General features: G+C 38.6%; 14 protein-coding genes. 6 read left to right on the top strand and 8 right to left on the bottom strand.

The genetic code is table 11. The annotated features are described in order from the left end of the window. Positions 1–19 precede the first annotated feature (19 nt). From B9Y81_RS06030 to B9Y81_RS06005, 6 genes are all read right to left on the bottom strand, one after another. A complete protein-coding gene (locus B9Y81_RS06030; RefSeq protein ID WP_085536107.1) occupies positions 20–1282 on the bottom strand; it encodes a glycosyltransferase in 1263 nt (420 codons plus the stop codon). A 12-nt stretch (positions 1283–1294) separates the two neighbouring features. Then, positions 1295–3229: a glycogen debranching enzyme N-terminal domain-containing protein gene (locus tag B9Y81_RS06025; protein ID WP_085536106.1), complete on the bottom strand. Its 1935-nt coding sequence runs from the start codon at positions 3227–3229 to the stop codon at positions 1295–1297. 310 nt (positions 3230–3539) lie between these two features. Next, on the bottom strand, positions 3540–5936 hold the full coding sequence (locus B9Y81_RS06020; protein ID WP_085536105.1) for a glycoside hydrolase family 127 protein: 2397 nt from the start codon (positions 5934–5936) through the stop codon (positions 3540–3542). A 132-nt stretch (positions 5937–6068) separates the two neighbouring features. Continuing rightward, entirely contained in the window at positions 6069–7598 is a 1530-nt protein-coding gene (locus tag B9Y81_RS06015) for a RagB/SusD family nutrient uptake outer membrane protein (protein ID WP_245832410.1), read from the bottom strand. 88 nt (positions 7599–7686) lie between these two features. After that, positions 7687–10773, bottom strand: a complete 3087-nt coding sequence (locus B9Y81_RS06010) for a SusC/RagA family TonB-linked outer membrane protein (RefSeq protein ID WP_085536103.1) — start codon at positions 10771–10773, stop codon at positions 7687–7689. Positions 10774–11433: 660 nt separating this feature from the next. Then, positions 11434–14751: a beta-L-arabinofuranosidase domain-containing protein gene (locus tag B9Y81_RS06005; protein ID WP_085536102.1), complete on the bottom strand. Its 3318-nt coding sequence runs from the start codon at positions 14749–14751 to the stop codon at positions 11434–11436. Between the two features lie 357 nt (positions 14752–15108). Here B9Y81_RS06005 and B9Y81_RS06000 point away from each other — a divergent pair, with 357 nt between their 5' ends. Genes B9Y81_RS06000 through B9Y81_RS05985 form a run of 4 tightly spaced genes read left to right on the top strand, consistent with a single transcriptional unit; the run spans position 15109 to position 18730 of the window. Then, the gene (locus B9Y81_RS06000; protein ID WP_085536101.1) at positions 15109–15573 is read left to right on the top strand and encodes a RidA family protein; all 465 of its coding nucleotides are present in this window, start codon (positions 15109–15111) and stop codon (positions 15571–15573) included. Positions 15574–15580: 7 nt separating this feature from the next. Continuing rightward, on the top strand, positions 15581–16684 hold the full coding sequence (locus B9Y81_RS05995; protein WP_085536539.1) for a D-TA family PLP-dependent enzyme: 1104 nt from the start codon (positions 15581–15583) through the stop codon (positions 16682–16684). A gap of 12 nt (positions 16685–16696) precedes the next feature. Next, entirely contained in the window at positions 16697–17773 is a 1077-nt protein-coding gene (locus tag B9Y81_RS05990) for a dipeptidase (protein ID WP_085536100.1), read from the top strand. Positions 17774–17833: 60 nt separating this feature from the next. Further along, positions 17834–18730, top strand: coding sequence for an alkaline phosphatase family protein (locus tag B9Y81_RS05985; RefSeq protein ID WP_085536099.1), 897 nt, complete (start codon positions 17834–17836; stop codon positions 18728–18730). A gap of 542 nt (positions 18731–19272) precedes the next feature. On the opposite strand, the gene B9Y81_RS05980 is transcribed toward B9Y81_RS05985, so the two are convergent. Together B9Y81_RS05980 and B9Y81_RS05975 are read right to left on the bottom strand one after the other, a co-directional pair. After that, a complete protein-coding gene (locus B9Y81_RS05980) occupies positions 19273–20625 on the bottom strand; it encodes a dihydroorotase (protein WP_085536098.1) in 1353 nt (450 codons plus the stop codon). Positions 20626–20634: 9 nt separating this feature from the next. Beyond that, positions 20635–21375 carry a polyprenol monophosphomannose synthase gene (locus tag B9Y81_RS05975; protein ID WP_085536097.1) on the bottom strand — a complete coding sequence of 247 codons (741 nt, stop codon included), beginning with the start codon at positions 21373–21375 and terminating at the stop codon, positions 20635–20637. Between the two features lie 201 nt (positions 21376–21576). Between B9Y81_RS05975 and B9Y81_RS05970 the strand changes: the two genes are divergently transcribed. Continuing rightward, positions 21577–25635 carry a hybrid sensor histidine kinase/response regulator transcription factor gene (locus B9Y81_RS05970; RefSeq protein ID WP_085536096.1) on the top strand — a complete coding sequence of 1353 codons (4059 nt, stop codon included), beginning with the start codon at positions 21577–21579 and terminating at the stop codon, positions 25633–25635. Further along, positions 25632–26558: a hydrogen peroxide-inducible genes activator gene (locus B9Y81_RS05965; RefSeq protein WP_085536095.1), complete on the top strand. Its 927-nt coding sequence runs from the start codon at positions 25632–25634 to the stop codon at positions 26556–26558. Before B9Y81_RS05970 ends, B9Y81_RS05965 begins: the two co-directional genes overlap by 4 nt. Positions 26559–26731 lie beyond the last annotated feature (173 nt).

The raw sequence follows: 26731 nt of genomic DNA, 5'->3' as shown, positions 1-26731 counted from the left end.
ACTTATAATATTTTTTCTTTTATTTATTCATTACCTGTTCGTATATGCGACGAACCTTCTGTCCTGCATACTCCCACTTAATATTATCCACTTCCTTCTTTCCTTCCTCTTTCAGGAATTCATGCATCGCCGGATAAGTGATAATAGAATACATCGCATCAGCCATAGCTTCGATGTCCCAGTAATCAACCTTCACGGCATAATCCAAGATTTCCGCGCAACCGGATTGTTTTGAAATTATCGAAGGCACCCCACATTGCATCGCTTCTAACGGAGAGATTCCAAAAGGCTCGGAAACCGAAGGCATCACATAAACATCACTTGCCTTGAGCACTTCATAAACCTGTTTTCCTTTCATAAATCCGGTAAAATGGAAGCGATCTGAGATATTTCGTGAAGCGGCAAGCCGTATCATTTTATCCATCATATCACCACTACCGGCCATTACAAAACGAGCATTAGGTGCTTTTGCTAAAACTTTAGCAGCGGCTTCCACAAAATACTCCGGCCCTTTCTGCATGGTTATACGGCCAAGGAAAGTAATTACCTTATCTTTCACCCCTTTCTTATCTTGTATAGCAAGAATCTCCGGACTCAATGGTTCAACCGCATTATGAACAGTCGTTACCTTTGCCGGATCCTGATGGTATTTCTCGATAACCGTCATTCGGGTCAGGTTACTAACTGTAATAATATGATCCGCGTTATCCATACCATTTTTTTCAATGGCATACACATCCGGATTTACATTCCCTCTACTTCGATCGTAGTCGGTTGCATGTACATGGATTACTAATGGTTTTCCGGAAATACTTTTCGCATGTATCCCGGCCGGATAAGTAAGCCAGTCGTGCGCATGAATAACATCATATTGTTCGGCACGGGCAATAACCCCCACCACAATAGAATAATTATTGATTTCCTCCAAAAGGTTATCCGGATAACGTCCGGAAAATTCGATGCAACCTAAATCATTTACATGCCTATATGAAAAGTCGGCGTAGATGTGATCCCGATAATCATAATACAACTGAGGATCCATATACTTTCCTAAACGTTCACTAACATAACCCATATCCACATCACGCCAAACAACAGGAACATTGCCAACGCCAACAATCTTCAGAAAACTCTGATCTTCATCACCCCAGGGTTTAGGTATACAAAACGTTATATCCATATCCGGTTGCATAGCCATCCCTCTGGTTAAACCGAAGCTGGCCGTACCTAATCCTCCTAAGATATGAGGTGGAAATTCCCACCCGAACATTAATGCTTTCATACTTGTATACCTTTATTCATCATTATACTTTTTCAATAAATCAACAACCCGTAGAATAGACGCAACATTCATTGCGAAAGAAATAGCGCCTCTACTCGTAAACGGCGGATTGCCATCAAACAATTCCGAGATTGTACCGATACAATGCAATGACATTTCCTCTTCCATACTGATCAGCATTCGCTCAGCAAAAGAAACTCCACTCATGCCGAACACTTTCAGATAGGCTTCAAGATAAGCCCCAAGCAACCACGGCCAAGCAGTGCCCTGATGATAAGCCAGATCCCTTTGATCTTGCGGACCGAAACAATAAGGTATATATCCTTCGCTTTTCGGACTAAGCGAGCGTAGTCCTTTCGGAGTCAGTAATTCTTTAGTCACATAGTCTAACACAGCTCTTTTCTGCAATCTGTTAAGCGGAGAATAAGGCAAAGAAACCGCGAAAATCATATTCGGGCGTACACTCCAATCAACAGCCGTACCGGTAACAGAATCAAACAAGTAATTATAACCGTTCAGGAAAATATCAGGAAACGATTGCTCTACCGACAAGATCAGCTTTTCAATTTTCTCACTAACGGCACTATGGTTTACTTCTTTGTAAAAGCAAAGCATATTATACCATAAAGCGTTAAACTCCACAATATAACCTGTTCTTTTCACTACAGGCTTTCCTTTATGTGTAGAATTCATCCAAGTAATCGCTTTGTCCCGACCATTTGCATACAGCAAACCGTTTTCCATTAATTTCATATCAGGATGTTTCTGATCGATAATATATTCGATTGCCTCCGTCATGAATTCGCCATATTGTTCTTGTCCTTTTTCAAGTCCCTCAGAACGGGCATATTGCTGAATAGCCCATATAGCCCAAAGCAGAATGTCGGGATGTTCAATTTCTTTTATAATCTTATCCGGCTCCTCTTTTTGTATAAAGTTTCGCAAAGCAGGAATTGCCGTATCCATAACCTTTTCAAAACGTACCGGGTCGCCTATTGAAAGAGTACAACCGGGCAGGGCTATAAACAAATCACGGGCACGAACACCAAACCAGGGATAACCGGCCAATAGATAAGCATCATCTTTGGTAGGGCGATGATAGAACTGCTGGGCAGAATTTTTCAAACAGTTATAAAAACTTGTTCGGGGTGTACGAAGATCTACTTCCAGTTCATACAATGATTTTAGTTTGGTAGTTACTACTTGCGTGTCTCCCGCACTAAAGTAAACTGATTCCCCTTTTTTGATAGGAACCTCAAAATAACCGGGAACATATAGATCTTCCTGATAAGGATAGCCCCTCTCCTGCTCTTTGGAGTATTCAATGCCATTATACCAATAAGGCTCAAATACGAATTTAGCTTTTTTGCTGAACTGCATATGTAATTCAGGATATCCCTGATACATACAAGTCTTTATTCCATTCGGAATTTCCGTGTAGTTTTGATTTACATAACCATTTTGGTAAGTCAGCTCCTTCACGCTCCTGAAAGCCATAAAAGGTCTAAAACGCAACGTGGTGGGCGAATGGGCATCTTCCAAAGTGTATTTAATCATGATTCTGTTTTCATACAGTGAAAATACTTTTTCTTTGGAAAAGATAACTCCCCCTACTCGATACAATGTACGTGGAACCGTATCAGACGAAAACTCCCTAATGTATTTATGTCCTTTCGGACTAAAATTGTCTCCGGAATATTTATGAAGCCCCAGGTTAAACTCGGCTCCATGCTGAATTACTGTCTCATCAAAAGATGAAAGCAGTACATGATTATCCGGTCCCAATGCAGGAACAGGCATAACCAGCAGTCCATGGTATTTTCTGGTATTGCAATCCACAAACGTGGTACAATGATAAGCCCCAAGTCTATTCGTTCGGAGAATTTCTCTGGAAAGCGATTCCTCCAAATTTATCATTAAGGTCTTATCGAATTTAAGATAACTCATAAAGTCTCTGAATATTAAAAACGTTTGTTATTCTATGAAATACTTAACAATGAATCAAATATATCATTAAAAAAACAGAAAAGCAAATCTCCCTAATGGAAGGTTTGCTTTTCTTATTACAAAAGTAACTGAATAGTATGATTAACAATTGCTTGAGTTAAAATATGTTTATCAGGTGTGTTTTTTAACACATGAGTTAAGTTTTAAATTTCAATTTAAATTGTACAATGTGCCAAATAAGGGTGTGTATGCATCAACTCCTTATTTTAACAAAAAGAAACAAGATGCGAGGCGAATTTTTTCCGGAAATTTATTCCACTGCCCATTCGAACAATCCTGCTGCATTTTTAGCCTGTTGCACAAACTCCAGTTTTAATGCTTTCGTTTTTACCGGCTTAAAAGACACCTCATTGTTTTCTCCTTTTTTTGTTTTATAAGAAGTAGCATTTTCAACCGGATTCCAGTTGTTGTTGTCATCCCTATAATATACTTTCCAGGATTCAGGAACACGACATCCTCCCCATGGTCCGTCATCATACCAGAATACAGATGTAAAGGAAACCTCTTCAAGCTTATCGAACTCATAGGCAATCCATTCCGTTGTTCCTTCCTTTGGCCATAAATGATAGTATGGAGCACTTCTGTCGTTCTCATCCTTTGGAATCAAGCCATCGTTTATCGCGGAAATTGATTTTGCCGGGTGTGAGGCTGTTATCCTTGCATTTGTAGTAACTGTCGGAGGCATTGACGGGCGACTTGCACTTAAATCCATCGGCAACCAAACAGCCATCTCACCACTGCCTCTATGCGCCCAGGCATAATAGGGAATCATGGTCAACTCAACATCTTTTACAAACAAACGACCTTTTTCATCATAACCTAATGTTTGTGCGTTTGTTTTGAGTTGGTTAATACCATGAAGCAGTTCCGGTTGGTTCACCACGCTGAACTCCGGTTTTCTATTCATAAAAGTGCTTAATACATTAAAATCATTATCCGCCCATTCCGCACAATAAACAATCGGACCACGTTCAACAGAAATTTTCCCACGATCTGCTTCTACATTCGGGTGAGCTTTCACAACACGGGCTTCCATATCAAAATTGATCTCTACCTGATCGCCCTTTTTCCATTTTCGGTCAATACTGAAATACCCTTTATTCAAGGTACTTTCTACCGGAGTACCATTTACTTTTACAGTATAAGTTAATTTCTTCTGATCTGCATAACGATACAAGTCGCTGGGTACAACTTCATTTTTCACCCAACCCGGAACACGCAACTTAAGCGCAAACTGCCTGCTTCCACGCGGATCGACGGCAATCTTCACATTTCCGCTCCACGGATAGGCTGTGGTTTGTACTAATTGTATTTTTCTACCTTTCACATCTATATCAGAAGCGTTACTCATATACAAGTTAACGTAAACGTCAGTATCATGAACAGCATAAATATAACCCGGCAATGAGGGTATAAAACGACAAACATTAGACGGACAGCAAGCGCATCCAAACCATGCCTGACGTTGGTGTTGTCCTATAGACTCTAAGGGGTTCGGATAAAAGAAACCGCCACCGTCAAGCGATACTCCCGAAATCAACCCATTATATAATGTTCGTTCCAACACATCATAATATTTCGATTCTCCATGCAATAAGAACAAACGATAGTTCCAATATACATTACCAATGGCAGCGCAGGTTTCGCAATAAGCAGACATATTGGGCAGTTCGTAATTTTTACCGAAAGCCTCGCCATGATTGGTTGCCCCTATTCCTCCGGTGATATATAATTTTTTCGTTACCACATTGTCCCAAATCTTACCTATGGCACGTACATAACCGGTATCGCCGGTCAGAGCAGCCACATCCGCCATTCCCGAATACATATAGGCAGCACGAACGGCATGTCCTACGGCTTCATCCTGTTCCAGCACAGGTTTATGCGCCTGACTATATTCATCTTTACGATCCGTATATCCACGTTTGTCTAAAAACAACTTAGCCAGCTTAAGATACCGTTTATCCTTAGTGGTCAGATAAAGCTTTGCCAACGCCATTTCAGGAATCTGATGCCCCGGAACACAAAGATATTTCCCGGAACCTTCGCCAACTTCGCGGTCCACACAGTCAGCATATCGAATGGCCATGTTCAAGAACTTCTTATCCCCTGTAGCCTGAAAATGAGCAATCGCTCCCTCAATCATGTGTCCCAGGTTATATAACTCATGACTCAGTTCTTCTTCTTTGACCCAACGCTTATTCCCGGCCCATTCATGCGGATGCTCCGGATTCATTGTACGAGCGGTAAACAAATAACCATCAGGCTCCTGAGCCGCTTCCACAATCGTCAGCACACTATCAATATACCTGACCAACTTTTTATCCGGGTAGGTTTGAAGCAGATAACTGGCACCCTCTATCGTTTTATAAACATCCGTATCATCAAAAGAATACCCCTCCACCTTGTAATCAGCACTCGGATTGGCTGCTTTAACAAAGTTATCATAACGCCCCGTCTCCTCACATTTGCTAAAAGCCAACGGAATTGTCACTTCACGACTGGCCTGCAAACGCTGTCCCCAAAACTGATCCGTCACCTTCACCGCCGTAAAAGGAACCGGAGAAATCGGATACCCGGGATCGCTCACCTGCGCATTCAGGACAAAAGAAATCCCTGCTAATACAATTACTAATTTTTTTCTCATGATCTCAAAATTATTAAAAAATAATTATAAAAGTATGCAGGTATAGATTTCTCATCAAGCCTGCATACAAATAACACTTAATTTATTAAAACAAAAAGTTTGTTTGTGTGTGTGTGTTTGCTTTAGCACATATTAATAGCCTGGATTTTGTTTAAGATTTGAGTTTTTTATAAGTTCTGTTTGTGGTATAGGAAAAAGCTTTGTATGTCCGTCTTTCTTTGCAACATGGTTAAACCAATTTTTAGAATGATAGGTTCCAAAACGTATCATATGTGTACGACGTTGGGCTTCACAAGCAAATTCCCAGCCATATTCATCATACAGACCACCCAGAACAACCGGAGTTTGATCTCCTGCCACATCTATATTATTATCCCAGTCTAATGTGCCGTATTTAATTTTTGTATCTGCTTTTAAATCTGCTACAGTTACAGTTGCTTTCGAACTATCACTAAAAACACGTGCACGTATCTGAGAAACTAAACGAGCAGCCTCATCTTCATTCTGCCCCAAACGCAATAGACACTCTGCTTTAATCAGTAACGTTTCAGCATATCTGAAGTAAGCAAAATCATTCTCCCAATTCCATGACGTTTCTTTGTTTAATTCATATTTATATACGCGATAACCATAATCAATACTGGTCTTATTTACCCCATCTTTGAAACAAGTTAATGAAGGGATATAATTCAAGCAAGTCCAAACTAATTCTCCTGTGCTCATATCATATTGAGGACCCATTAACCATGTTTTTTCCAAACGTTGATCCCCTTCCTGATATGAGTTGATAAATTGAGGATTCGCCCCTGAACCACCCCAACATTGATAAGAAGTTCCAAAAACAAAACGGGAAATAGGAGGATACCATTTCGCAAATTGACCAAAACCTGAATATACACGATCATAGGGTACGGAAAATATCACCTCTTTATTATTATGGTCCATAGACATAGCAAAATTTGATGAGTAATCTGAAGATAGTTCAAATTTCCCGGAATCGATAATATTATTGACTGCATCGAGTGCTTTTTCCCATTGCACTTCTCCTGTATAAACTCCAGCATTCAGATAAACACGCGCTAAAACCATATAGGCAGCCCATTTATTCATACGACCATAGGTGGCGGCATTAGCATCGTCACTCAAGTTCGGTATTGCCTCCAATAGTTCGGAAGAGACAAAATCATAAATTTGTTGACGTGTTGATTGTGTGGGAATTTCATCTACAAACGCTGTAACAAGAGGAATGTTTCCATGTGTATCCAATAAAATAGCATACCAAAAAGCACGTATTGCGCGTAGTTCAGCCATAGTTGCTTCTTTTAGATCTCCGATAGGTAATCTATCATCTTTTATCTGATCCATAATACGGTTAGCTTTGCTGATTCCATTGTAACAAGTCTCATAGGTATTTCGCGGTTGCCATTGTTCAGGTGTCCATTCATGTTGATGCATACGACGATAAGTACCAGCATCATCCCATCCGTTTGGACGAGTGGGTGTTATAATGCAATCTCCCGATTCTTCCTGTAAATCGAAATATCCCTGCCAATTCATTATAAAGGTCAATGGAGAATAGGTACTTGCTAATAAAGATGCCACATCTTGTTCTGTTGCAATAAAATCTTTTTCCACAACTTCAGAATATGCTTTTTCATCCAAGTTAAAGCAACTAGATAGTAAAATCGGCAATAATATAATTATAACACATTTAATATATACTGTTTTCATAATTGTTTCTATTTTAAGATTAGAATGTTACATTAATCCCAAATGTATAAGACCGTACTGTTGGGTATTTATCACGATTATCAATACCCGGATCATTTCCCGTCATTCTTACTTCAGGGTCAATTCCGCTATATCCTGTAATAGTAGCCAGATTTAAACAAGAAGCATATATTCTTAGATTTTTGATGTATTTGGTTTTAAATTGATTAAAAGTATAACCAATCGTTACATTATCAATTTTCCAATAATCCCCCTTCTCTATGTATTCACTAACATAGCGCTGCGAATCATTAATTTGCGTTGTCGCTCCAGTAGATTTGCCTGTAGCTAAATCTATTACAGGGTGAAGGTCAAAAGCACTATTCAGCACATTGTATTGAATTGTTGGATTACCATAATACATTTTCTGAAAATTAAGAATCTCAAAACCAAATGCTCCACGCATACTAATTGCCAGATCAAAGTTTTTATAACGAAATTGATTATTCCAGTTAACAAATGTGGTTGGGACTCCATTTCCTAGAACCTGCCAATCCCCTTCATTCGCGTTTTCTGCCAGATCATAATAAACGCCAGTAACTTCATCTTTTTCATTGCGTTCAAATCGCTCTACCACCCATTTTCCTTTATCTGTCAGTCCGACAGACTTTAAACCATAAAAATCTCCAATAGGACCACCAATCACATTTTTATGTGTATTAGATTGAATAGGCTCTCCGGTATGACCGTCATAGAAATAATCAACAGGTGAAGTAAACTTATCATTTCCAAGAGCTTTTAATTCGTTTTTGTTCGTAGAAAAAGTAGCACTCGTGCTCCATTCAAAATCAGTTGTTCTAATAGGAAGAGCATTTAAGGCTATTTCAAAACCTGTATTTCTAATCTCTCCTGCATTAGCCATAATAGTTGTGTATTGATAAGGTGGAGAAGCTACATTATAATTCCATAGCGCATCTTTTGTGTCACGTAAATAAGCATCAATTGATCCACCTAAACGGCCATCCCAAATTTCAAAATCCAATCCAAAATTATATTCATATTTTTTTTCCCATTTAAGTTCGGGATTTGGATTACGAGAAGGAACCAATGTATTGATCCATGATCCATTATACAAAAAATATCCGGAATAACTAAGTGAAGCCAATGATTGATAAGGAGAACTGATATTCGTACCGGTCACACCGTATCCTACGCGCATTTTCAGATCAGATAACCAATCTATATTGCCCATAAACTCTTCATTATTCAAACGCCAGCCAAGTGAAATAGCGGGAAAGTTTCCCCACTTATGATCATCACCGAACTTTGTAGATCCGTCCCGACGGATAGAAACCATAGCCAAATAGCGATCATCATAATTATAGGTGGCACGAGCAAACAAACCAATTAACTTGTCATTACTTTTATACGAATTAACGCTTCCATCTCCTTTATTAATACCCAATCCAGAACCTATATTATTATAACTATAAGAATCTGTAGGGAAATTACGGTTAGTCATATTAAAATCTTCAAAAACATTCTTTTCATAATTATAACCGGCTACAGCACCAAGTGTATGCTTCCCGAAGTTTTCATTCCAAGTAGCAGTAAGTTCCATTAAATCTGACCTATAGTCGCTAGCATACCTCCAAGCTCTACCATTAGCTCCACCTTCGGTTGTGGTAGGATGCTTGTGGGTTAAGTATTCTCCATTAATATGACTTTGTCCTTTCCGGGTGTACATTGCTTTCAGCGCTACGCTTTTAATAGGTCGATATTCGGCAGAACCGGTAAAGCGTAAGTTACGGTTCCTGAATTCTGCCTGACGCTCGGCTAACAAGGATACCGGATTATCATAGAAATAAACACTACGTTCTAAATAATCTCCATTATCATCATATACAGGTTGTGTAGGATTCTGAATTGAAGCCTGACGATAAACATTTTCGAATAATCCCGTATTTGGCGCGGTGTATGCTTTCCTCTCATTTGCAATAAAAGCCAACGTTGTAACCAATTTATCATCAAACATGCGATGATTCATTTCAAATCTCCCACGGATATTTTCAACATCCGACTGTAGCATAGTACCTTGACGATTCTCATAAGTTAAGTTACCTAATACACTTGTTTGTTTACTTCCTCCACGGAAAGTCAGGTTGTGAACATGACTAACACCAGTACGCATTATTTCATCCAACCAGTTTGTCGTAGCACCATAATCATGATCATTCGCCCCAGAAAAAGACCACCCTTCTGCTATGCGTGCCCGCAAATCATTCGCATCCATAAAATCCGCTTTACGAAGTACATTTGAAATGGATACATAGCCATTGTAATCGATCGTTGCAGGAGCATCTCCTTTTCTTGATTTTGTAGTAATGATAATTACCCCATTTGTTCCGCGCGTACCATAAATTGCTGTTGCTGAACCGTCTTTTAGAATATCAATAGCTTCAATATCCTCCGGAGCTACTGTGGCAAAAGATCCGGGAACTCCATCAACTAAAATTAAAGGACTACGATCTCCCTGCAAAGTTGTACTACCGCGTAAGATTACAGAAGTAGATGCTGTCGGGTCGCCTGTCGGCAATGAAATTTGCAAACCTGCCACTTTTCCCTGCACAAGCTGTCCGGCATCTAAGACAGCGCCTTTATTAAACGATTCCGATTTAACGCTTGCTACCGAACTTGTTACATCTGCTTTTTTCATTGTTCCATAACCAATAACCACAACTTCATCCATCAATTGAGAATCTTCTTTCATCACAACTTTGAGAGAAGTGTTGGTACCAACAGTTATTTCTTGTGGTTGAAAGCCAACATAAGAGAAACTCAAAATAGACTCAGCTCCTGATACTGTAATAGAGTAATTGCCATCATAATCAGTCATCACTCCATTCTGTGTACCTTTCTCCACAATGTTTACTCCAGGCAATGGTTCACCTGAGGTATCCGTTACAAGCCCTTTAACTGTTACGACCCTACTTTGGGCAACAATTGGTTGTTCAAGCAATTGATTATGCAAGGAACTTGCAAATGTGTTTGTTGCAGTTCCAAACACGCATGTAATCACCAACAAAATTTGGGTGGTGTACTTTTTAGCATTAAGGTTATTTTTCATTTTTCCATCCTTTAAATAAAATTTTCACTTTAATTAAAAATCAAAAAGATCTATAGCGTAAGAGTAGTTAAGACATGATAAAAAACAAAAAACAATAGGTTTTTTCACACTTATTTACACCGTGAAATAAATGTATTATCCACATTTTATATGAAAAAATAGTCCAATAAAATAACAGAATCGTGTACAGGGCTCCTACATCTCTCATTTTAACATTTACAAGACAAAAAGTTTACCAAAAACCATTAATTTATACTGTAAAAAACACAACTTGTCTTTATTGTTATCTACCATAAAAGAGGGGTCAAATATTTTTCCGGTTGATAGTTGTTTTTGTATCTACTTCGACCTCTGATAAGAGTAAGCAAATTCAGCATTAAAACGACGCGTTTTTTTCGCAATACTATATAAAAAAAAAGATATCCTTTATTTTTCAAAAAATAACCTTTATGTTTGAAAAAATAACCTTTATGTTTTCAACGCATATAATCTACTGATTATTAGCGGTGTAAAAAAGCTCAAAAAACAACTCTATTTTTGCTTTAAAACAAGCAAAAATAGTTGCTCCCAACCTGATATTTCTTTTAATCCAAAAAAAAGACCATAATGTACATGTACATTATAGTCCTAAGCTGTAAAAATAATCTTAATCTATACTATTTACTTTAGCGCTTCGCTCAATTTTTCTGTTGCATTTTGGATCATATCCAGTGTGCCGCTACCGTCATTGACGTATGATACGACCATTTCGGCGTATTCAATGGCTTCTGTAATAGCAGGTGTTATATCCGAAGTGATAATTCTACTTGCTTGTCTGAGCAATGTAGATAGAGGATAGAGGTCTTCGGGTTCTGCTAAATTGCCTGGTCTCATTGTGTTTATCGCGGCATTTAGGGCTGTTGCCGTCGAGGTTACTTCACTCTGGTTGTAATTCTTGTCTTGGTTGTTATATACCGCCAGTGCTTCCTTGAGTTGAAAAACCAATCGTCTGAAAGCATGGGGAGCCCATGGGGAATATTCCGGCACTTTTTCTTCAAGGTCATTCCAGTTTTCCTGCATTTCTTTCTTTTCAATAGCCAGATCGATAACTTCTTTCAGATAATGCTTATCAACACTTTTAGCTAAGACCAAATCGGCCATGGCTTTTCGTAAGGCAAGGGTTTGTTTATCGACCAGCAGCTGAGATGTTCCTGTTTCATTAACTTCTTTAGCAGCAGCAACAATCATCTGAAGAACTGTATATTTATCCGTTGTATAATCAGATTGGACCTTTAATTCAGCTTCTTTCATTGTAGCCGTAAGTTCTGATTTGTCCAACCGGGTAGATTCGAGATTGTTTATAGCCCGATCTATTAAATTAATCTGATCGGTAATCTGACTTTGGGTAGATTTATTGGAATCTTGCAATTTCTCACCTCCTACAACTGCTTTTTTTAATGCGTTATAAGATGTTTTGGTATAGTTTTTAGCTTGAAACCCGATTGCGTCTTTCATTTTAGCAGATAATAATTCCTTAAATTCAGAAATCATATTATCCACGAGGTTTATTCTGAAATAATGAGTCGAATTCTCACCTCTAAAATAGTCCGGTTCAAAAATCTTGCCCCCTTGAGTTAGGGTATAAAGATTCCCGTTCGTTCCTGTTGAACCACCACCGGGACCATTGAGAATAATACTCTCCAAATAAGAATCTACAGTGAGTGTTGCTTGTTCCCAATCAACTACATCGGTTGCCGTCATCGTTAACGGACCATACATCAAGGTTCCTGCCCACATAGGATCAAACTGTATGTTCGGTTGATTTCTTCCACCTTCAGCTGTATCCATTTTGTCTGGTCCGAAATCAATATGCTTTTTAAAAGGCATAGTGATTTCCACTACATCAGAAGTTGTCCAGTTTCGTGCTGGAATAACGACATACGAACTTGGTTGAAAATCGGTAGCTACCGAAACGCCATTGAGTTTAATATCGAAACCTTCGGTAGCCCAATAAGGAACACGTAGTTTCATAGTGAAATTAGCTTTACCTTCTGTTAGTCGAATCGTAGAGTGCTCAGCGGGCCACAGACAATCTTGTTGAATGGTAATATTTTTAGTATCCCAATGCATCGTCGTTGGCATATAAAGACCAACCCACAGTGTATTTTCGGAAACAAAATAAGTAGCCTCCTGATACTTGACATGATTTTCCGAACCTGTACCTCCGCAACAAGTTGACTGCGGCGTTTTGTTTCCCCATGGTTTTGAAGCATTAAGACCCACGGCATACTGATAAGTCGTCATGTAATGAGTAGGGTGTAACGAGCCCACCAGCTGATTATACAATATCCGTTCGTAATAATCCATATATTGGGCATTGTCCGGATCAAAGCAATTCAAATCCTTCGTCAACTTAGACAGATTATAAGCACAACATGTTTCATTGATAGTGGGCGCGTTATTGGTTGCCATGCTCAGTATCTGAGCATAAGGTTGCCTGAACATCTCACCATTACCCACGCCACCGGAAGAATAGCGATAACGCCCTTGTATCAAGTTCCAGAAGTTTTGGGAGAGGTTATAATAATAAGGATCGTTATTTCCGCGGAAAGTACGCAATGCGCTAATAATTTTCGGAATGTGTTGGTTTGCATGTCGGGTACGGATATCGTCTATATTGCGAGCCAACGGATCGTAGAAAGCCGGACTATTGAAAAAAGTCGAAGCCTCGAGTAGATGAGCTTTTTCCGTAGGATCACTTACCATTTCAGAAAGTCGCGCCAGCGATTCACCGGTTCCGCCATCCTCACCCGCAATATACATATTCCACATCTCATACCGATTGCCGGGATTGCTTCTGCGTTCTTCCTGCGTTCCGTCCATTTTTATATAGGTGCGGTAATGCAAGCGGTTCCAAATCCACAATCCCATATCTTTAGCTATTAAAAGAGCTTTGGCTGCCACCTCAGAATCGTCAATAAAAGTGGCGATATCTATCAGCCCTGCCAACTGTTTGTGGATTGAATAATAAGGAGCCCACACCCAACTTTCGTTATTATAGGCACGGTACATTTCAATCAGCGCCGCATGTTGTGCAGGAATAGCATTGAGATAACCATATCCGTATGTTGCCCATTCCTTTTTATAATGCTCAAAGTCGGCCCAACTCCCTTTCATGTCACGCAGTTCGGCTTCAGGAGCAAAGTCGCGCGCTTCCCAGTATCTGCCAAGTTTCTCATTCCACACAAAAGTTTTTTCCTGACATTCACGTAGTTCGTTAACCATTCTGGTCATATTGCTACGAAGTATTTTTTTCTGTTCAGGATCTTTACTACTGGCGAATGCAAAAGCTAACGCAGACATATAATGTCCGGAACCATGCCCTTTCAGTTTGGTGGTTGGTGAATCCCAACCGTCAGACACTGTATAGCCGGTTGTACTCATGCCATACGTATCTCTATAATTATATAATTGCTGAGAAACATCCCAACTTATGATTTCACGAATAGCCAGTTCCCGATTAGAAGTCAGTCTGTTATCTCCAGTAATCGTTACTTTGTTTAAAGGAATTGTTTCGGCAACCGGCCCATTTGAAGGAGAAACATAAGCTTCAGCAACAACCTTTATATTCGCAGTTACCGGGAAACCGTTAGGAGTTGTATTATCACCAATTATAAATCCACTAACCGAATATTCATGCCCAACAGGGTGAGTTTCCGGATTGGCCTGATCCTCTTCTACGGAACGAGCCGAATTCGACCATCTTGCTTGGCGATATTCCGATTTCCCATCAGTGTAATTTACCCAAATCTGAAAAGGCAGTCTGGGGGAAGTCCCGACCGGACACTCTACGTAAACAGGCTCTACCTTATCTATAGACTTTGTTTCGGCAAGAACAGTTTCTTTTAAAGTAGTATTGATCGAAGATGCAGCAGGCAGAGGTATCAGCAATAAAAGACTAAAGAATACAGCTATTGCCAAATAAAGATTTCTTTTCATTATTGTCTGTTTTTATTTATTATAAATCTATTGTTCCGTTGAGAGAATCAGCAAAAGCAGCGTTAAACATTAACCCGCGTTTTTATTTTTTGTAAATTAAATGATTATAGAGGGCATTAAATAGAAATATAATCTAATTTGATAACAAAATCATCTTTTACAAGCACAAGCCTTAGCAAAACAAGCTTATTTCCTATCAAAATTCTTTATTAAAGCACATGCTGTCAATACGACTATTCTTTTATCTGTCAATTACTTAAATAATATCAACCAGTTTTTTTACCTAAAAGGGATAGTAGTTAACGTTGTTTTTCCATAACTTTATAAACAATATGAAATTTTATAAAAACAAAGAATATGCACGACGCTGATTTACAATTTGAAAAACTGGGATTATCATTGCCTCCCGCTCCTGCTCCGGTAGGTGTTTATAAACCTTGCTTGGTTGATGGAAAATATTTGTATTTATCCGGACACGGGCCGGTACAAAATGATCGTTCGCTTATAATCGGACGTATTGGAAGGGAACTTACAGCAGAAGAAGGTAAGTTGGCTGCACGCCAAGTAGGCTTAACCATGCTTTCTACGATTAAAACTAATTTAGGTAGTCTAAACAAAGTGAAGAGAGTGATCAAAGTATTAGGTATGGTAAATTGCACTTCCGATTTTGAAAAGCATCCTTATATCATTAACGGATGTAGTGAACTGTTTGCTTCTGTCTGGGGAACAGACAACGGAGTTGGAACTCGTAGCGCTGTTGGATTCGGTTCGTTGCCCGATAACATTCCGGTTGAGGTAGAAGCTATTTTTGAGTTATATTGATTTGGCCATGAACGAATGGTATATCATCAAGAATGCGGACAAGATAGACTCACCGGCTTTGGTGATTTATCCTGACCGTATTCAGGAAAACATTAATCAGGCAATTCATATTGCCGGAGGTTATGAAAGGTTGCGTCCGCATGTAAAAACATGTAAGATTGCTGAGGTATGTGATTTAATGAATCGAGCGGGAATTAGGAAGTTTAAATGTGCAACCATCTCAGAAGCAGAGATGTTGGGGATGGTTAAAGCCAAAGATGTATTGTTGGCTTATCAGCCGGTAGGTCCGAAAATAAAGCGTTTTCTCTCTTTATTCAAACAATATCCGGACACACGCTTTTCCTGCCTGATAGATAATGAAGCTTCTGCCTTGCAACTAAATGAAGCTTGTGCTTTCGAGCACCTTTCAGCAGATGTTTATATTGATCTTAATGTGGGTATGAACCGAACGGGTGTACTGCCTGATAAAGCAATGGATGTAATTAAAACCGTTCTCGCCTGTACGCAATTAACACTGAAAGGTATTCATGCCTATGATGGGCATATTCATGACAAGGATATCGCTTTAAGAAAACAAGCCGGGGAAAGATCTTTTGCTATTGCCGAACAGATACATGCAGAAACAAAGAAGCTTATCTCCTACCCTATACCTATTATAATGGGTGGAACACCAACTTTTCCTGTACATGTTGGTAGGCACGATACAGAATATAGTCCGGGCACATTTGTATTCTGGGACCGGGGATACCATGAAATGTTAGCGGAATTGCCTTTTCAATACGCCGCATTAGTTATTTGCCGGGTTATTTCTATTATTGACAAAAACCATGTTTGCCTCGACTTGGGACATAAATCTGTTGCTGCTGAAAATCCTTTACCACGGGTACACTTTTTGAATGCTGCCGACGCTAAGCCGGTATCGCAAAGTGAAGAACATTTGGTTATCCAAGTGAAAGACAGTGACGATTATCCTATCGGCAAACTATTGTATGGAGTGCCTGTACATATTTGCCCAACGGTTGCTCTTTACGACAAAGCGAACATTATAAACAACAACGAACACACTGGCTTTTGGCCTGTAATTGCCAGAGACAGATCAATTAATCTTTAAATCAAAAAAGCCATGTCAAACAGATTTATCGTAGATGCTCATCTGGATTTAAGCATGAATGCATTAGAATGGAATAGGGATCTAAGACTTGAAGTAGAAGAAATCAACAGAAGAGAAGCCGGAATGAATGACAAACCGGACAGGACTAATGCAACCACCTCTTTTCCCGAATTAAGAAAAGGAAATATCGGATTGGTTGTTGCCACCCAAATAGCCCGGTATGTATCTCCTGAAAGCACCCTTCCGGGATGGAACTCTCCCGAACAAGCTTGGGCCCAAACTCAAGGGCAATTGGCTTGGTACAAAGCCATGGAGGAAGAGGGTGAAATGGTTATGATAAGAAACAAAGCTGAATTAGAGGCTCATCTGGCTTTGTGGAATAATCGAGAAAGTAAGGAGAAAAAACCAATAGGCTATGTTTTAAGTATTGAAGGTGCGGATTCTTTTATCACAGTAGGGCATCTTGAAAGAGCCTATAATTATGGACTTCGAGCGGTAGGTCCTGCTCATTATCGCGAAGGAAGATATGCAAACGGAACGGATTCTAACGGACCACTAAATCAGATGGGGCAAGACTTGCTAAAAGAAATGGACCGGCTTAATATGATTCTCGATGTAACACATCTGAACGATGAAGCCTTCTGGCATGCGTTAACAATCTATCAGGGACCGGTATGGGCAAGCCATAATAACTGTCGTGCATTTGTAGATCACAATCGTCAGTTCAGTGATGAAATGATCAATGCGTTGATTGAAAGAAACGCCGTGATTGGTATTGCATTGGATGCCTGGATGATGGTGCCCGGTTGGGTAAGAGGAGTATCAACGCCTGAAAGCACAAACTGCACAATGGAAATCATGGCAGACAACATAGATCATATATGTCAGCTATCCGGCAATGCCGATCATGCGGCGATCGGTAGTGATCTGGATGGAGCTTTTGGTACAGAACAATGCCCTTACGATCTTAAAACGATCCGTGATGTACAAAAGGTATTTACTCTTCTCGAAAAAAGAGGATACGATGACGCATCTCTGGATAAAATTGCAAACGGCAACTGGGTTTCATTCCTTCGAAGAACATTGTAAACCAAACTGTTGCAAGTATCTGTAATAGTATAAATGATTCCTGTAAATAATTCAAAAACAATGAAAAAATCTAATTTACTCATCATTTTCTTCCTTTCTCTCTTTTTCGTTATAGGATGTTCCAATGAAAAGGCAGAGATAAAAGCCCGGCATGTAATTTTCATCGGTTTGGATGGATGGGGTTCCTACAGTGTAGAAAAAGCCGATATGCCACATGTTAAAAACTTAATGAATAACGGTTCGTATACATTACACAAAAGAGCCGTGCTGCCTTCTTCCAGTGCTGTTAACTGGGCCACCATGTTTATGGGATCAGTACCGGAACTCCACGGATACACAACTTGGGGTGCTAAAGAGCCTGAACTTCCGGCTAAAGAGTTAACCCACTACGGTATGTATCCTTCAATGTGGGGATTGGTGCGAGACGCCTACCCTGAAATGGAGATTGGATATATCTACGAATGGGACGGGATGAAATATCTGGCCGAATCGAAAGCGATGAGTTGGGAGGAAAATGCAGCCGGTAATGAACAAACCGTTAACTCCGCCGTTAAATATATCAAAAATTCAAAGCCGGAATTTTTAGGGATTATTTTTGACGAGCCCGATCATATCGGACATAGTGCAGGTCATGACACACCCGAATACTACGAAAAAATGAAAGTGTTGGATGCATATATAGGCGATATTATTCAAGCAGTAACAGAGGCGGGCATGTTTGAAGAAACAATATTCATCGTTACATCCGATCATGGAGGATTAGAAAAAGGCCATGGAGGAAAAACCATGGAAGAAATGGAAACACCCTTTATTATATCCGGCAAAGGCATCAAGAAGAATCATATAATCCAACAAAGCATGATGCAATTTGACGTAGGCTCCACCATAATTTCCCTATTTAACATTGAACAACCACAAGTATGGACCGGCAGACCAATGAATGAAATATTTGAATGAACAAATCAATTTGCATTGATTTATGCAATTGGACAGTAAGAATAAGTCTTAAAAATATGTTCACAAAACATTTTTTAAGACTTATTTATGTTAAAACAAGCCTGTTTTTCGCTGAAAAACTCCGACTAAATACTTGCTGATATTCAGGGATTTAGATGGGGTCGAAAACATAAAGGATATTTTTGGAAAAATAAAGGTTATTCTTGAAAAAATAAAGGATATATTTTTATTTGTAAAGGATGTTGTGAAAACTATGTTCTGTTTGGGGTGAAAATGAAATGTTAAAAAATTATGTGGGATTATGTGAAAATTCCATTAAAATCATAAAGAGGGCCTTTTCTCAAAGGCCCTCTTTATAGGTTCTTAATAGGTATTAGTCTTTAAGGCAAAAAGATTGTTTAGGTTATCTGTAGACAAAGATGCTGGAATAAATTAGACCCTACAAATAAAAAAAGATATTTTACAACACATTTTTATAATTATCGCCATTTATTAGCAGCTTCTTCCTTTTTTTAACATTTAGCCTTTGGTGGTACCTGTTTTTAGATGTAGCGTATTTCCATTCCTATTGATGAATCATCAACATTTTTACCATCATATACCAACGTGCCATTAACATAAGTTTGGATAATAGCATGCTTAAATGTATATCCTTCAAAGGGAGACCAACCGCATTTATACAGAAGGGATTCTTTGGTCACCTGTGTTTCTTTTGATGGATCGATTAATACCATATCGGCATAATAACCCGGACGGATATATCCTCTCCGATCTATGTGAAACAAATCTGCCGGAATATGCGACATTTTCTCTACTACTTTCTCTTTTGTGAAACATCCTGCCGAAGCCAGTTCGAGCATAGCTAATAAAGAATGTTGAACCAATGGTCCTCCTGAAGCCGCCTTCAGACAACTGCCTTCTTTTTCTGATAATAAATGTGGAGCATGGTCTGTCGCAACAATATCTATTACATTCGTGTTTACGGCTTCACGAAGAGCTTCACGGTCTTTTAATGTTTTAACTGAAGGATTCCATTTTATACGATTTCCGTAGTGTGCATAATCTTCATCATGAAACCACAAATGGTGCACACAAACTTCTCCGGTTATTTTCTTTTCACTTAAGGGTATCTCGTTTGACAACAACCCTAATTCCTTAGCCGTAGATAGATGTAGAATATGTAGTCGGGATCCTAAACGGGTTGCCAGTTCCACTGCTTCTGATGAAGAGGCATAGCAAGCTTCCTCGCTTCGAATTTTACTGTGAAAGGAAATGTCCAGGTTTTCCCCGAACCGGGAGGTATAGTAAGCTATATTCTGTTTTATGATGTCTTCTTTTTCCGCGTGTATGGCAATCAACATATTGGCTTCCGCAAAAATCCGTTCAAGGGTTTCTTTATTGTCTACCAACATATTGCCGGTCGAAGAGCCCAGAAACAGTTTTAAACCGGGTATTCGCGATTTATCCAATTTTTTGATCTCATCGATATTATCGTTTGTTCCTCCAAAAAAGAAAGAATAGTTTGCTACAGATGATTCTGAGCCGCGTTTTAATTTCCATTCCAGTTCAGCGATGGCGGTTGTTTGAGGTTTCGTATTAGGCATATCCATAAAGGTGGTTATGCCGCCGGCCACTGCCGCTTTGCTTTCACTGGCTATATCTCCTTTATGGGTAAGTCCCGGTTCACGGAAATGAACCTGATCATCAATTGCTCCGGGCAACAGCCATTTACCTTTTGCGTCAACAATTGTATCGGCTTCAATTTCTAACGAAGGCAGAAGCGAATCTCCTGTTTCTCCGACAGATAAGATGAAAGCATCATCCGTAAGGACATATCCGTTAAAAGTGCGTCCTTCATTAATTATATATGCGTTCTTAATCAGTATTTTGCTCATACTAAGTGTTTATTGTTGCTTCTGGGGGTATTTGCGGAAAAAACTCCACCATTTCAGTTGAAGAACGCCAAATAAAGCTTCTCCAAAGATGGACGAATTCATTTTTGATGTTCCTAAAACTCTGTTAATAAAAATGATGGGTACTTCTACAATCTTGAATCCGCATTTATGCGCTGTAAATTTCATTTCTATTTGAAAGGCATATCCTTTAAAGTGAATCCGGTCAAGATCAATCGTTTCAAGTACCTGGCGGCGATAACATTTAAACCCAGCAGTTGTGTCGCGTACTTTCATGCCTGTAACAAAGCGAACGTATGTAGATGCGTAATAAGACATAAGCACTCGCCCTAACGGCCAGTTAACTACGTTTACTCCGTTGCAATAACGTGAACCTACGGCTACATCACCCCCTTGCTCGGCACAAGCGGCATACAGTTTGGGCAGATCGTTCGGGTTATGACTGAAGTCGGCATCCATTTCAAAAACATATTCATACCCTTGTTCCAACGCCCACTTAAAACCACAAATATATGCAGTACCAAGTCCTAACTTTCCTTTTCTCTCAATAATAAATAAGCGATCCGGAAATTCCTTCTGCAACGTTTTTACGATATCGGCTGTTCCGTCAGGAGATCCGTCATCGATAATCAGGATATTAAAAACTTTTTCAAGACCGAATACAGTTCGAATAATACTTTCCACATTTTCTTTTTCATTATATGTGGGAATGATCACAATGCTATCTGACATATATTTTCAAATAATAGATGTTAATTCAATCAAGACCAAAAGTACAAAATATATTTGTTTTATAATTGTTTTGAAACCTCAATATATACTATTGTAATCGCAGACTACATAAGGACATGAATTAATAAATGAACTTTTTACACCAAAAGATGATAAATAAAATCTATATTATTAATATATTTGTGTTTATTAGTTCTATCTATGAATCCACAAATCAGTTACAACAAGTTAAGAATCAGCGTGTATTTGTTTATCCTTGTAGTAGGAATAACACATGGTTCAACTGCTTTTTCCGCTCAATACAAGTTTAAACATTTCAGTACTTCTAATGGGTTGCCTTCAAATTCTATACAATGTATTACACAAGATCATCAAGGATTCATCTGGATTGGCACGGAGAATGGTGTGTCCAGATTTGATGGTATTGATTTTAAAACATTCAAATACATTGCGGATGATTCCACTTCGATAGGCTCCAATTACATTAACAGCATATTTGAAGACAGTCGTAATTACTTTTGGATGGGTACTGATTGTGGAGTTTACATATATTCGCCTGAACAGGAAAGCTTTTCATTCTTTGCTAAATCCACAAAAGAAGGAGTTTCGATTACCACCGGTATTTCACACCTAATCGAAGATAAGCAGGAGAACATCTGGATCTCGACAGAAGGTCAGGGAGTTTTCTTTTATGATCAACAGCAAGATGAATTAATGCAGTTTAAACTAATACCTTCCGTTCCGGATATTGAGGCAAAATCAAACTTCATTTACAGTTTATTTATCGACAGCGAAGACAATATATGGGCATCGGCAAGAACACTGGCCGATCCGTTATATTTGTTTGATAAGCAGAAAAGGCAATTTTTGCCTTATTCGTTTACGCCTACCCCCTCCTCTTTTATCTACGCAATAAATGAATATCCGCAAGGAAACTTATGGTTGGGCAGTTGGGAAGACGGTTTGTATCAACTAAACACGAAGTCCGGAAATGTTAAAACGTATCTTTCTCCCAAAAAAGAGAAAGGCATTTCACATATTCATTCAATTTCACACTATAAGTCTGATGTTCTTTTAATCGGGTCGGACGATGGATTGTTGGAATTCAATACGGCGTCCGAAGAATATACATTGATAACTTCTTCAGAATTAGATGCGGATGGGTTGTCGGACAAGTTTATTTATCCGATTTATAAAGACAGGGAAGGTGGTTTATGGATAGGTGGTTACTATAAAGGACTGAACTACGCCGCACCTAACAAAGGCTACATAGAGAGCTTTACACATTCAGTTTATAAGAACTCTGTTTGCGGAAATATAATAAGTAATTTTTGTGAAGATCCATCGGGTAATATCTGGATCGGATCGGATGATGGAGGGCTCAGTTATTTCAATACTCAAACACGAAGTTTTAAGAACTATCGCCCGGTATCCGGCAAAAACAGTCTTTCTTATCATAATGTACACGCGCTGATGGTTGATGAGGGAAAGTTATGGATAGGAACTTACGGCGGAGGATTAAATGTGATGGACATCGCGACAGAACAGTTCAAACACTATCTTCCGGAAGGCAAAAACAAACGCTCGATTGGTGGAAACAGTGTTTATTCCATTTTTAAAGATAACAAAGGAGATATCTGGATCGGCACTATGCAGGGAATCAACACCTACAACAGAGAAACGGATGATTTCAATCATGTACGATCTACGGGCACTACTACATTAGATATAATACAAGAAAAAGATGATATGCTATGGTTCGCTACTTGGGGAGGTGGTGCATATCGATATAATCCGCATACAGAAGAATGGCAACATTATACGTTGAATAAACAAGACAACTCATCTATTCCTCATAACATAGTTTTCTGTTTTTGTATCGACCGGAATGAACGGCTGTGGATTGGTACGGATAATGGCTTATGTTATTATGATAAAGAAAATAATTGTTTTGTGCGTGAGCCATTAACCATTTCAAGTACGACAATATGTAACATTATAAGCTATGAGAACGCATTATGGTTGAGTACTTCCAATGGTTTTGTTTATTTCTCACCGGAAACAAAACACACAAAAATATTTACCACCAATGATGGTTTTCAAAATGATCATTTTACAATAAAAGGCAGCCTATTGAGTTCGGATAACAAAATGTATCTGGGAACTACCCACGGGTTTAATATCTTATGTCCGCAAACGCTGAACAGTAATACATACGTACCTCCGGTTGTTATAACAAACTTTCAGATTTTCAATAAAGAGTTGAAGATCGGAGTTGATGGCGACTTGAAAAAAGCAATAGGATATACAAAAGAACTAACACTGACACATCAGCAAAACGTTTTCAACATAGAATATGCCGCGCTAAGCTATTGTGCACCAACTAAGAATGAATATAAATATATGTTGGACGGTTTTGATAAGGACTGGAATCTGGTAAAGAACCAACACAAAGCCACTTATACAAATCTTCCTGCCGGTAAATATATTTTCCGCGTGAAAGGCAGTAATAATGATGGTGTTTGGAATGACGAGGAAACTACGCTTACGATTCGTGTTCTCCCTCCTTTCTGGCGTTCCACCTGGGCTTATTGTATCTATGCGTTACTTTGTGCGTCAAGTATCTTTTACTTGATTTACTTCATTCGTAAAAGAGCTGAACAAAAAAACAAGATTCGAATTAAAAAACTTCAGGCCGAAAATGAGAAGGAGTTGTATAATGCCAAAATCAATTTTTTCACACAAGTGGCGCATGAAATCAGAACACCGGTTTCGTTAATTATCGGTCCTTTGGAAAAAATTTTGGAACAAAACACGGAGTTGGCCGATACGACATTAACTGATTTGAATATTATCGACAGAAACAGCAAACGTCTGCTCACTTTAGTAAATCAGTTACTTGATTTCCGAAAAGCTGAACAAAGTACCTATACACCTACCTTTTCACGCCAGAATATATATACTGTATCCAAGGGTATTTATGATCGATTTCATCCGTTGATAACAAAAAAAGGTATTAACTTTGACTTCACTATGAAAAATGCGGATTTAGTTGCCATGATTGATGCCGAAGCCTATACTAAAACGGTCAGTAATTTATTGTCTAATGCCGTAAAATACGCAAAAGGGAAAATATCAATGTCAATAGCTGAAAAAGACAAACAGTTTACCCTTAAGATCACAGACGACGGAGATGGTATAGCTGAAAGTGAACAAAAGAATATCTTTAAGCCCTTTTATCAAATAACCGGCAATAATAAACCCGGCACCGGATTAGGTTTATCTTTAGTTAAACTCCTTGTGGAAGCTCATCATGGTATGATTGATGTATCGAGCGTACCGGGAGAAACAAGTTTTATGGTAACCCTTCCACTGCTACAAGCTTCTACAACAAATTCGTCGTCCAAAGATGATGCGTTAACCGACACAAACGATTACTCCTATTTAATTGAAGAAGAGCAAAAAGTTCCTTTTACCGCAGATCAGAATAAACCTGCTTTATTGATTGTTGAAGACAATATTGATCTTTGTAATTTTCTTTATAATAAATTCCATCAAACATATAATGTCTGCATCACTCATAACGGAAAAGAGGGCATTGATCAATTAAGTAGGCAATCATTCGATATCATAATCAGTGATATCATGATGCCTGTCATGGATGGGATTGAATTTTGTAAAGAAACAAAAGCAAATTATCTATATAGCCATATTCCATTTATTTTGCTCACCGCGAAAATTGACAGTACGTCAAAAGTGGAAAGCATAAAAACCGGAGCTGACGCTTATATTGAAAAGCCTTTTTCTATCCAATTGCTTCAAGCTCAAATGGAAAATCTTCTTAATTCAAGAAAATTACTAAAAAAGAAATTTTCGGAAATGCCGTTTATGAAATTAGACAGCATCGCAGGAAATAAAGCAGATGAGTTGTTTTTGTCAAAATTAAATTCTATTATTGAGCAAAATATTTCAAACACCGATTTTTCAATTGATGCACTTGCAGAACAACTATGCATCAGCAGATCAGGTTTGTTTTCCAAGATTAAGGTTCTAACGGATATGACACCGAATGAACTGATACATCTCGTAAGATTGAAGAAGGCGGCAGAATTATTGTCAACTAAAGAGTATAGAATCAATGAAATATGTTACTTAGTAGGATTTAATAACCCTTCGTATTTTTCAAAATGTTTTCAAAAACAATTCGGGGTATTACCCAAAGATTTTACAACTAAAAAACAGATAAATATCAAACCATGAACATTCAACAATTGGAGTATATTCTGGCAGTAGATCAATTCAGGCATTTTGCCAAAGCTGCCGAACATTGTCGGGTTACTCAGCCGACATTAAGTATGATGATTCAAAAACTTGAAGATGAATTAGGCATAAAATTATTTGACCGAAACACACAGCCGGTTCGCCCTACTCCATCGGGACGGAAAGTAATTGATCAGGCTCGTGTGGTATTGCAACAAACGGCTTTAATTAAAGATATAGTTAATGAAGAGGAGCAATCACTAAAAGGCACATTCAGGCTTTCTGTTCTTCCTACTATAGCACCCTATCTACTCCCCCGGTTCTTTCAACAATTAGCCGAGGAACATGCCGACCTTGACATTCGAGTGCAGGAAATGCAAACAACTCCAACTATTACAGCATTGATAAACGGAGACATAGATGCGGCAATAATCGCGTCTCATCCCTTAGAACAACAACTACAAGGTGAAACAATATATTATGAGGAATTTTTTGGATACGTATCTCCTAACGAAAACGTATTCAAAAATGAATTAATACGCACTTCCGACATTAATGGTGAACGATTATGGTTATTGGATGAAGGGCATTGCTTCAGAGATCAGTTGATGCGTTTTTGCCAGATGGATAAAGTAAAACTACATCAAGCGGCTTATCGACTTGGAAGTATGGAAACCTTTATGCGTATGGTTGAAAGTGGTAACGGAATTACTTTTATCCCTGAATTAGCAGTTAAACAATTAAGTGATGAGCAGAAAAAGCTGGTTCGCCCGTTTGCCATTCCAAAGCCCACAAGAGAGATCGTTCTGATAACACGTAAGGATTTTATACGCCACACAATAGGTAAAATATTAATCGAATCGATAAAGAAATCCGTACCAAAAGAAATGCTCTCGCTTAAAGCCAATCAGAAAGTGGTATGATCTGTTTTTGACAGCAATAACTCAACATATAGATAAAATTTATTTTTGTTGTAATATAAAAAAGAATGCATTTCGTTTTATATTTAAAAAAAAGCGTTACTTTTGTCGCATTAAATAAAACAAAATAGACAATAATGACTCGATTTAGCTTTACATATTCTTATTTTTACTTT

Origin of the sequence: Massilibacteroides vaginae, from assembly GCF_900178525.1 — a bacterium.
Taxonomy (GTDB): Bacteria; Bacteroidota; Bacteroidia; order Bacteroidales; family Tannerellaceae; genus Massilibacteroides; species Massilibacteroides vaginae.
The sequence above is the reverse complement of the archived record's forward strand: the minus strand, read 5'-3'. Positions and strand labels throughout refer to the sequence as shown.